Source organism: Pseudomonas sp. TE6283 (assembly GCF_054060555.1).
The window spans coordinates 136,538-143,306 of record NZ_JBSSDH010000014.1; the positions used below are offsets into that span (position 1 = coordinate 136,538).

Here is a 6,769-nt window from a genome sequence, read left to right on the forward strand (position 1 = left end):
CCGCCACGTTCCACCTCGCGAGTCCGCCATGCGCCGCCTGTTTTTCCTGCTGCTCCTGCTGCTGGCCAGCCCCGTCTTCGCCACGGGCCTGCTCGACAACCGCCCCAGCGCCACCCTCGGCGCCGCCTCCAACAGCGCCGACTTCCTGCCGGTGCACGAAGCCTTCAAGCTCAGCCTCGTCCAGGCCGACGCCCAGACCGTCAAGCTGCGCTTCGTCGCCACCGACGGCTACTACCTCTACCGCCACCGCTTCCAGTTCCGCACCGAGCCCGCGGACATCCGCCTGGGCGCGCCGAACATCCCCAAGGGCGAGGCCAAGCACGACGAGTTCTTCGGCGATGTCGAGGTGTACCACGGCGTGCTCGACATCGAGCTGCCGCGCAACGACCCGCGCCCCTTCACCCTGCTGGTGGGCTACCAGGGCTGTGCCGACAAGGGCCTGTGCTATCCGCCGGAAACCGAGCGGCTGAGCATCGACGGCCAAGGCGCCCCGCTGCCGACAACCGCCGAGCAGGGCTGGACCTGGAAATCGCTGCTGCTGTTCTTCCTCGCCGGGGTTGGCCTGACCTTCACCCCCTGCGTGCTGCCGATGCTGCCGATCCTTTCCGGCGTGGTCCTGCGCGGCCAGGTCGGCGGCCTGCGCGGGCTGTCGCTGTCGCTGGCCTATGTGCTGCCGATGGCGGCGAGCTTCGCCTTGCTCGGTGCGCTGATGGGCCTGTTCGGCGCCGGCCTGAACCTGCAGGCACGTCTGCAGTCGGCCTGGGTGCTGGTGCCGTTCGCCGCGTTCTTCGTGCTGTTCGCCCTGGCCATGTTCGGCCTGTTCGACATCAAGCTGCCGCAGGCCCTGAGCAGCCGCCTGGACAACCTCGCCCACCGTACCAAGGGCGGCTCGCTGCTCGGCGCAGCGGTGCTCGGCGTGCTGTCCAGCCTGCTGGTCTCGCCCTGCGTGTCGGCGCCGCTGGCCGGCGCCTTGCTGTATATCAGCGCCAGCGGCGACGCCCTGGGCGGCGCGCTGAAACTGTTCGCCCTGGGCCTGGGCATGGGCGCGCCGCTGTTGCTGGTGGCCACCGGCGGCGCGGCCTGGCTGCCGAAGAGCGGGCCGTGGATGAACACGGTGAAGAACGCCATCGGCGTGCTGCTGCTGGGCCTGGCCATCGGCCTGCTCAGCCGCGTGCTGCCGGGGCCTGCCACCCTGCTGCTGGTCGGCCTGCTGGCCGCCGGCGTGGCGCTGTTCCTCGGCGCCCTGGAGTTGGTGGTCAAGACCCCGCGCCAGCGCCTGGCGCAACTGCTGGGCCTGGCGCTGCTGGTGTATGCCCTGGCCTGCTGGTATGGCGCCCTGAGTGGCCAGGGCGACCCGCTGCGTCCGCTGCCGCCACCCACCGTGGCCGGCAGCCCCGTAGCGGCCAAGGCCGACGCCTGGCAGACCATCACCAGCCCCGCTGCCCTCGACGCCGCCCTGGCCGAGGCCAAAGCCGCTGGCCAGCCGGTGCTGCTCGACTGGTACGCCGACTGGTGCATCAGCTGCAAGGTGATCGAGCACGAAGTGCTCAACGCGCCGCAGGTCCAGCCGCAACTGGGCGCCTTCCGCCTGCTGCGCTTCGACATCACCGAGAGCAACGCCGAACAACGCGCCCTGCTCGACCGCTACCGGCTGTTCGGTCCTCCCGCGCTGATGTTCTTTGCCGCGAACGGCAGCGAAATGACCACCGATCGGGTCATCGGCGAGATAAACGCCGGCGATTTCGCCCAGGTATTGACGCGCGTGCGCGGCCAACTCGGGCTATAACTTCCCACGCCCAGTGAAAAAACCCAGCCGCAGTGACCAGACTTAATCATCTGGTCACATACTTTGCGCGAATCTCGGACATCGTGCTGGCTATTGCCGGGAACTGGACACTCAGCGCCGCTTGCGGCATAGTCGCCGCGCTATGTCGAATTGCCCTACAAAACCAAGGAATCGCAGATGGCAACCCTACTGGTGCTGCACGGCCCCAACCTGAACCTGCTCGGGACCCGCGAACCGGGCCACTACGGCGCCGCCACCCTGGCCCAGATCAATCAGGACCTGGAGCAACGCGCCCGCGCCGCCGGCCACCATCTGCAATACCTGCAGAGCAATGCCGAATACGAATTGATCGACCGCATCCATGCCGCGCGCAACGAAGGCGTGGACTTCATCCTGATCAATCCGGCCGCTTTCACCCACACAAGCGTCGCATTACGTGACGCATTGCTTGCGGTGAGCATCCCATTCATCGAAGTGCATCTCTCGAACGTGCACAAGCGTGAACCGTTCCGCCACCACTCCTACTTTTCCGATGTTGCCGTAGGGGTGATCTGTGGCCTCGGTGCCACCGGTTACCGGCTGGCCCTGGAGTCCGCGCTGGAACACCTGGCTGCCAACGCACAGCCCTGATGACACAAGGCTTTGGCCCCTTAGGGCCGAGGCTCATGAAGAAACGTTTTCGACACGTTTTGAAAATACGTCCCCGACCGAACCTTGGGAGTTGATGATTAATGGATATCCGTAAAGTCAAGAAGCTGATCGAACTGCTGGAAGAGTCTGGCATCGACGAACTGGAGATCAAGGAAGGCGAAGAGTCCGTTCGCATCAGCCGCCACAGCAAGACCCCGGCCGGCGCCCAGTACTTCGCCGCTCCAGCACCGGTGGCCGCTCCGGTTGCCGCCGCAGCACCTGTTGCCGCTGCCGCCCCGGCCGCTGAAGCCGCTGCCGCCGCGCCTGCCCTGAAAGGCACCGTTGTTCGTTCGCCAATGGTCGGCACCTTCTATCGCAAGCCTTCGCCAACCTCGGCCAACTTCGCCGAAGTCGGCCAGGCCGTGAAGAAAGGCGACACCCTGTGCATCGTCGAAGCCATGAAAATGATGAACCACATCGAAGCCGAGATCGGCGGTGTGATCGACGCCATCCTGGTGGAAGACGGCCAGCCGGTTGAGTACGACCAGCCGCTGTTCACCATCGTTTGATTCGCGGAGAACCAACGATGTCTGGGAAGCTTGAAAAAGTCCTGATCGCCAACCGTGGGGAAATTGCCCTGCGGATCCTGCGTGCCTGCAAAGAGCTGGGCATCAAGACCGTCGCCGTGCACTCCACGGCCGACCGTGAACTGATGCACCTGGGCCTGGCAGACGAGTCGGTCTGCATCGGCCCTGCATCGTCCAAGGATTCGTACCTGCACATTCCGGCGATCATCGCCGCCGCCGAAGTGACAGGCGCCACCGCCATCCACCCGGGCTACGGCTTCCTCGCGGAAAACGCCGATTTCGCCGAGCAGGTGGAAAAATCCGGCTTCGCCTTCATCGGCCCGAAAGCCGACACCATTCGCCTGATGGGCGACAAGGTTTCGGCCAAGGACGCGATGATCAAGTCGGGCGTACCGACCGTGCCAGGTTCCGACGGCCCGCTGCCGGAAGACGAAGAGGTTGCCCTGGCAATCGCCCGTGACGTCGGCTACCCGGTGATCATCAAGGCCGCCGGTGGCGGTGGTGGTCGCGGCATGCGCGTGGTGCACAAGGAAGAGGACCTGATCGCCTCGGCCAAGCTGACCCGCACCGAAGCCGGTGCCGCGTTCGGCAACCCGATGGTCTACCTGGAGAAGTTCCTGACCAACCCACGTCACGTGGAAGTGCAGGTGCTGTCCGACGGCCAGGGCAACGCCGTGCACCTGGGCGACCGTGACTGCTCGCTGCAGCGCCGTCACCAGAAAGTCCTGGAAGAAGCCCCGGCCCCGGGCATCGACGAGAAGGCCCGTCAGGAAGTCTTCAAGCGTTGCGTCGACGCCTGCATCGAGATCGGCTACCGCGGTGCCGGTACCTTCGAGTTCCTGTACGAGAACGGCCGCTTCTACTTCATCGAGATGAACACCCGCGTCCAGGTCGAGCACCCGGTCTCGGAGATGGTCACCGGCATCGACATCGTCAAGGAGATGCTGAGCATCGCCGCTGGCAACAAGCTGTCGTTCCGCCAGGAAGACGTGGTGATTCGCGGTCACTCGCTGGAGTGCCGGATCAACGCCGAAGACCCGAAGAAGTTCATCCCGAGCCCAGGCAAGGTGAAGCACTTCCACGCCCCGGGCGGCAACGGCGTGCGCGTCGATTCGCACCTGTACAGCGGCTACTCGGTTCCGCCGAACTATGATTCGTTGATCGGCAAGCTGATCACCTACGGCAAGGACCGCGACGAAGCCATGGCGCGCATGCGCAATGCCCTGGACGAGATCGTCGTCGACGGCATCAAGACCAACATCCCGCTGCACCGTGACCTGGTGCGTGATGAAGGTTTCTGCAAAGGCGGCGTCAACATCCACTACCTCGAGCACAAACTGGCCAACCAGGAGTGATCGCGTTAGCGTGATGAAAAAGCCCCGGCCCAGTGCCGGGGTTTTTTATTTCTGCACATCTCAAAACCTTGGGACCGTGGGAGCGGGCTTGCCCCGCGATTCAACGGCACCAAACCCAATGGAACCCCGCCCAAACCCACGCAGTCCACCGATCAGGCCCACCTTCCCGAGGCCTTACAAGGAGACTCCCATGAAAGGCACTGCGCTATCCGCCCTGTTCGCGGCCGCCACCCTGCTGGCCTCGCCTGTGTTCGCCGCCGACGACCTGTGCGCCATGAACCTGCAGAAGATCGACGACAGCATGGCCACCGCTGGCGCCACCTCCGAAGGCCTGGACACGGACATCACCAAGGATGTGGACCAAGCCAAGGCCGCCCAGGCAAAAGGCTACACCAAGGAATGCATCACCATCACCAGCAAGGTGCTCGAGCGCCTGGACAAGACCGAGAAAGGCAGCGGCTCGGCCGGTGGCAGCGGTACCTAGACCCTGCGCGCACGTGGGCGGCCGAACCTTCTGTCGACGCCGCCCGCGTAAGCGCGTATACTCGGCCTTGCGTGCTGAAAGGCACGTTCAGCTAGAGCTGAGTGTGGGGCCGATTAGGATTCGACGCCGGTAGCGAAACTCTAGGTGCATGCCGAGTTGGTAACAGAACTCGTAAATCCACTGTTGCAACTTTCTATAGTTGCCAATGACAATGACTACGGCATGGAGAAAATGGCCGCTTAATGCGGTCACTTGACCCACTGCTTCTGGTAGCTTCGGCTCCAGCAATCATCAGGGGATGCCTGTAAACCCGAAATGATTGTCATACAGAACAGGATCGTCGTGCAGCACGTTGGGGGCGAAGCGACTAAAACTTACCCAACTCATCCAAAGCACCCTGCCCGTCGGGCGGCTGCGGATTAAATCAGTAGACACGGCTAAGCATGTAGTACCGACAGCGGAGTACTGGCGGACGGGGGTTCAAATCCCCCCGGCTCCACCAAATCCTAGAAAGAAGACGCCCAATGGGCGTCTTTTTTTGTGCCTGGCATTCAGTGCCTCAGCGGCACCACGCCATCACCTTCCACTCTCCTCCTTCATCGCCTCCAGCTTGCCGAACTGCTCGCTCGCCAACCGACTGATGATTCGGATCGCCTGATGAATGCCCGCTGTGTTGCGGAAGCTCAGCTGCGGGTTGTGCTCACACTCCAGCACCTCGTCAGCTTCAGGTGCTGGGCGAATATGCCAGGGCGCCCAGGGGGATGAATGCGCGGGTCGAAATGGAGGAGCCGGAATTCGCCAACGGGATGTGAGGGTTGATGGCCGCTATCGATCGATAGCGGCTGCCTAGGCCTGCGCCCGCTTAACGCCTCGCCTCAATGAGATGACGGGTCGAGTGCGCGACAAAAGGCTCGCCCTGGCGCATCTGGCTATCCAGGGCCAGCAGCTCAGCGCGGTACTTGTGTACAGAGAAGTCCGGCACCCACCATACGCATTTGCGAAGAATCCACACGACTGCGCCCACATCATGGAACAGCATGCGGCAGCGGGCTGTGCGCAGGTCGGTCACCGTCAGCCCGGCTGCCTGTGCTGCTGCCACTTCGTCCTGCGGATCGCGCATTTGCCGCTCACGTGGCAATGGCCCCAGGAAATGTTCGATCAGCTCAAAGGCCGAGGCTGGGCCTACGTGCTGGGCGAAGTAAAGCCCGCCTGGTCGGAGGACGCGATGAATCTCGGTCCAGTCCGGCTGCACCGGGTGGCGTGAGGTGACCAGCTCGAATGAGGCGTCGGCGAATGGGAGCGCGGTACCGGGGGCTACCTGCACGACCTGAACGCCGCGCGGAGCCAGGCGCTCGTGTGCCTTGCGGGCGTTGGGTGGCCAGGCTTCAGTCGCGCACATGAGGGGCGGAAAGCGCGGAGCCTCATCCAGTACCTCACCGCCGCCAGTGTCGAGATCCAGCGCCGCGCAGACGGCACTCAGACGCTGCGCAAGGAGCTGGGCATAGCCCCATGACGGGCGCTGCTCGGAGGCGCGTCCTGCCAGCCAGTCGAAGCCCCAGCCGGTTACATCCGCTGCGTTGGCCTCGGCGATCAGGTCGTCAAAGGGTTTCATTCGATGGTCCAGGTTAGTGCTTGTGGTCGGGCCAGTATAAGTCGCGTAGGGGCGGCCTTGTGTCGCGAATGGGCTGCCCCGGTTGGTGCGCAGTCTCTGTAGAGGACCACCGTGGGAGCGGGCTTGCCCCGCGATAAGGCCAGATCAGGCCGTGATGTTATCCGGGCATGCGCCATCGCGGGGCAAGCCCGCTCCCACGCCAGATTTCTTTACCAGGGCTGAAAAGACAAAACCCCTACCTGCTCGCGCAGATAGGGGTTTTGCGAAATGAATCTTGACGATGACCTACTCTCACATGGGGAAGCCCCACACTAC

6 protein-coding genes and 1 other RNA gene are annotated in these 6,769 nt (G+C 63.8%); 6 read left to right on the forward strand and 1 reads right to left on the reverse strand.

Annotated elements, in window-relative coordinates; all coding sequences use genetic code 11:
- The first annotated feature begins 28 nt into the window (after nucleotides 1–28).
- The 6 genes from ACVWZ5_RS18615 to ssrA all read left to right on the forward strand — a co-directional run bounded on the left by ACVWZ5_RS18615 (nucleotide 29) and on the right by ssrA (nucleotide 5,344).
- Nucleotides 29–1,786, forward strand: coding sequence for a protein-disulfide reductase DsbD (locus ACVWZ5_RS18615; RefSeq protein WP_186599259.1), 1,758 nt, complete (start codon nucleotides 29–31; stop codon nucleotides 1,784–1,786).
- 177 nt (nucleotides 1,787–1,963) lie between these two features.
- Nucleotides 1,964–2,416 carry a type II 3-dehydroquinate dehydratase gene (gene aroQ, locus ACVWZ5_RS18620; protein ID WP_011535870.1) on the forward strand — a complete coding sequence of 151 codons (453 nt, stop codon included), beginning with the start codon at nucleotides 1,964–1,966 and terminating at the stop codon, nucleotides 2,414–2,416.
- Nucleotides 2,417–2,517: 101 nt separating this feature from the next.
- A complete protein-coding gene (accB, locus tag ACVWZ5_RS18625) occupies nucleotides 2,518–2,985 on the forward strand; it encodes an acetyl-CoA carboxylase biotin carboxyl carrier protein (protein ID WP_062572765.1) in 468 nt (155 codons plus the stop codon).
- A 17-nt stretch (nucleotides 2,986–3,002) separates the two neighbouring features.
- Nucleotides 3,003–4,358 carry an acetyl-CoA carboxylase biotin carboxylase subunit gene (accC, locus tag ACVWZ5_RS18630; RefSeq protein ID WP_028691199.1) on the forward strand — a complete coding sequence of 452 codons (1,356 nt, stop codon included), beginning with the start codon at nucleotides 3,003–3,005 and terminating at the stop codon, nucleotides 4,356–4,358.
- A gap of 190 nt (nucleotides 4,359–4,548) precedes the next feature.
- Entirely contained in the window at nucleotides 4,549–4,842 is a 294-nt protein-coding gene (locus ACVWZ5_RS18635; protein ID WP_084943126.1) for a hypothetical protein, read from the forward strand.
- A 105-nt stretch (nucleotides 4,843–4,947) separates the two neighbouring features.
- Nucleotides 4,948–5,344, forward strand: a transfer-messenger RNA (tmRNA) gene (ssrA, locus tag ACVWZ5_RS18640).
- A gap of 360 nt (nucleotides 5,345–5,704) precedes the next feature.
- On the opposite strand, the gene ACVWZ5_RS18645 is transcribed toward ssrA, so the two are convergent.
- Nucleotides 5,705–6,454, reverse strand: a complete 750-nt coding sequence (locus ACVWZ5_RS18645; RefSeq protein WP_186599258.1) for a class I SAM-dependent methyltransferase — start codon at nucleotides 6,452–6,454, stop codon at nucleotides 5,705–5,707.
- Nucleotides 6,455–6,769 lie beyond the last annotated feature (315 nt).

Bases quoted from the DNA above. Each gene is read 5' to 3' on its own strand.
- accB (WP_062572765.1), top strand. From the start codon at position 2,518: ATGGATATCCGTAAAGTCAAGAAGCTGATCGAACTGCTGGAAGAGTCT.
- ACVWZ5_RS18645 (WP_186599258.1), bottom strand. From the start codon at position 6,454: ATGAAACCCTTTGACGACCTGATCGCCGAGGCCAACGCAGCGGATGTA.
- ACVWZ5_RS18615 (WP_186599259.1), top strand. From the start codon at position 29: ATGCGCCGCCTGTTTTTCCTGCTGCTCCTGCTGCTGGCCAGCCCCGTC.
- accC (WP_028691199.1), top strand. From the start codon at position 3,003: ATGTCTGGGAAGCTTGAAAAAGTCCTGATCGCCAACCGTGGGGAAATT.
- aroQ (WP_011535870.1), top strand. From the start codon at position 1,964: ATGGCAACCCTACTGGTGCTGCACGGCCCCAACCTGAACCTGCTCGGG.
- ACVWZ5_RS18635 (WP_084943126.1), top strand. From the start codon at position 4,549: ATGAAAGGCACTGCGCTATCCGCCCTGTTCGCGGCCGCCACCCTGCTG.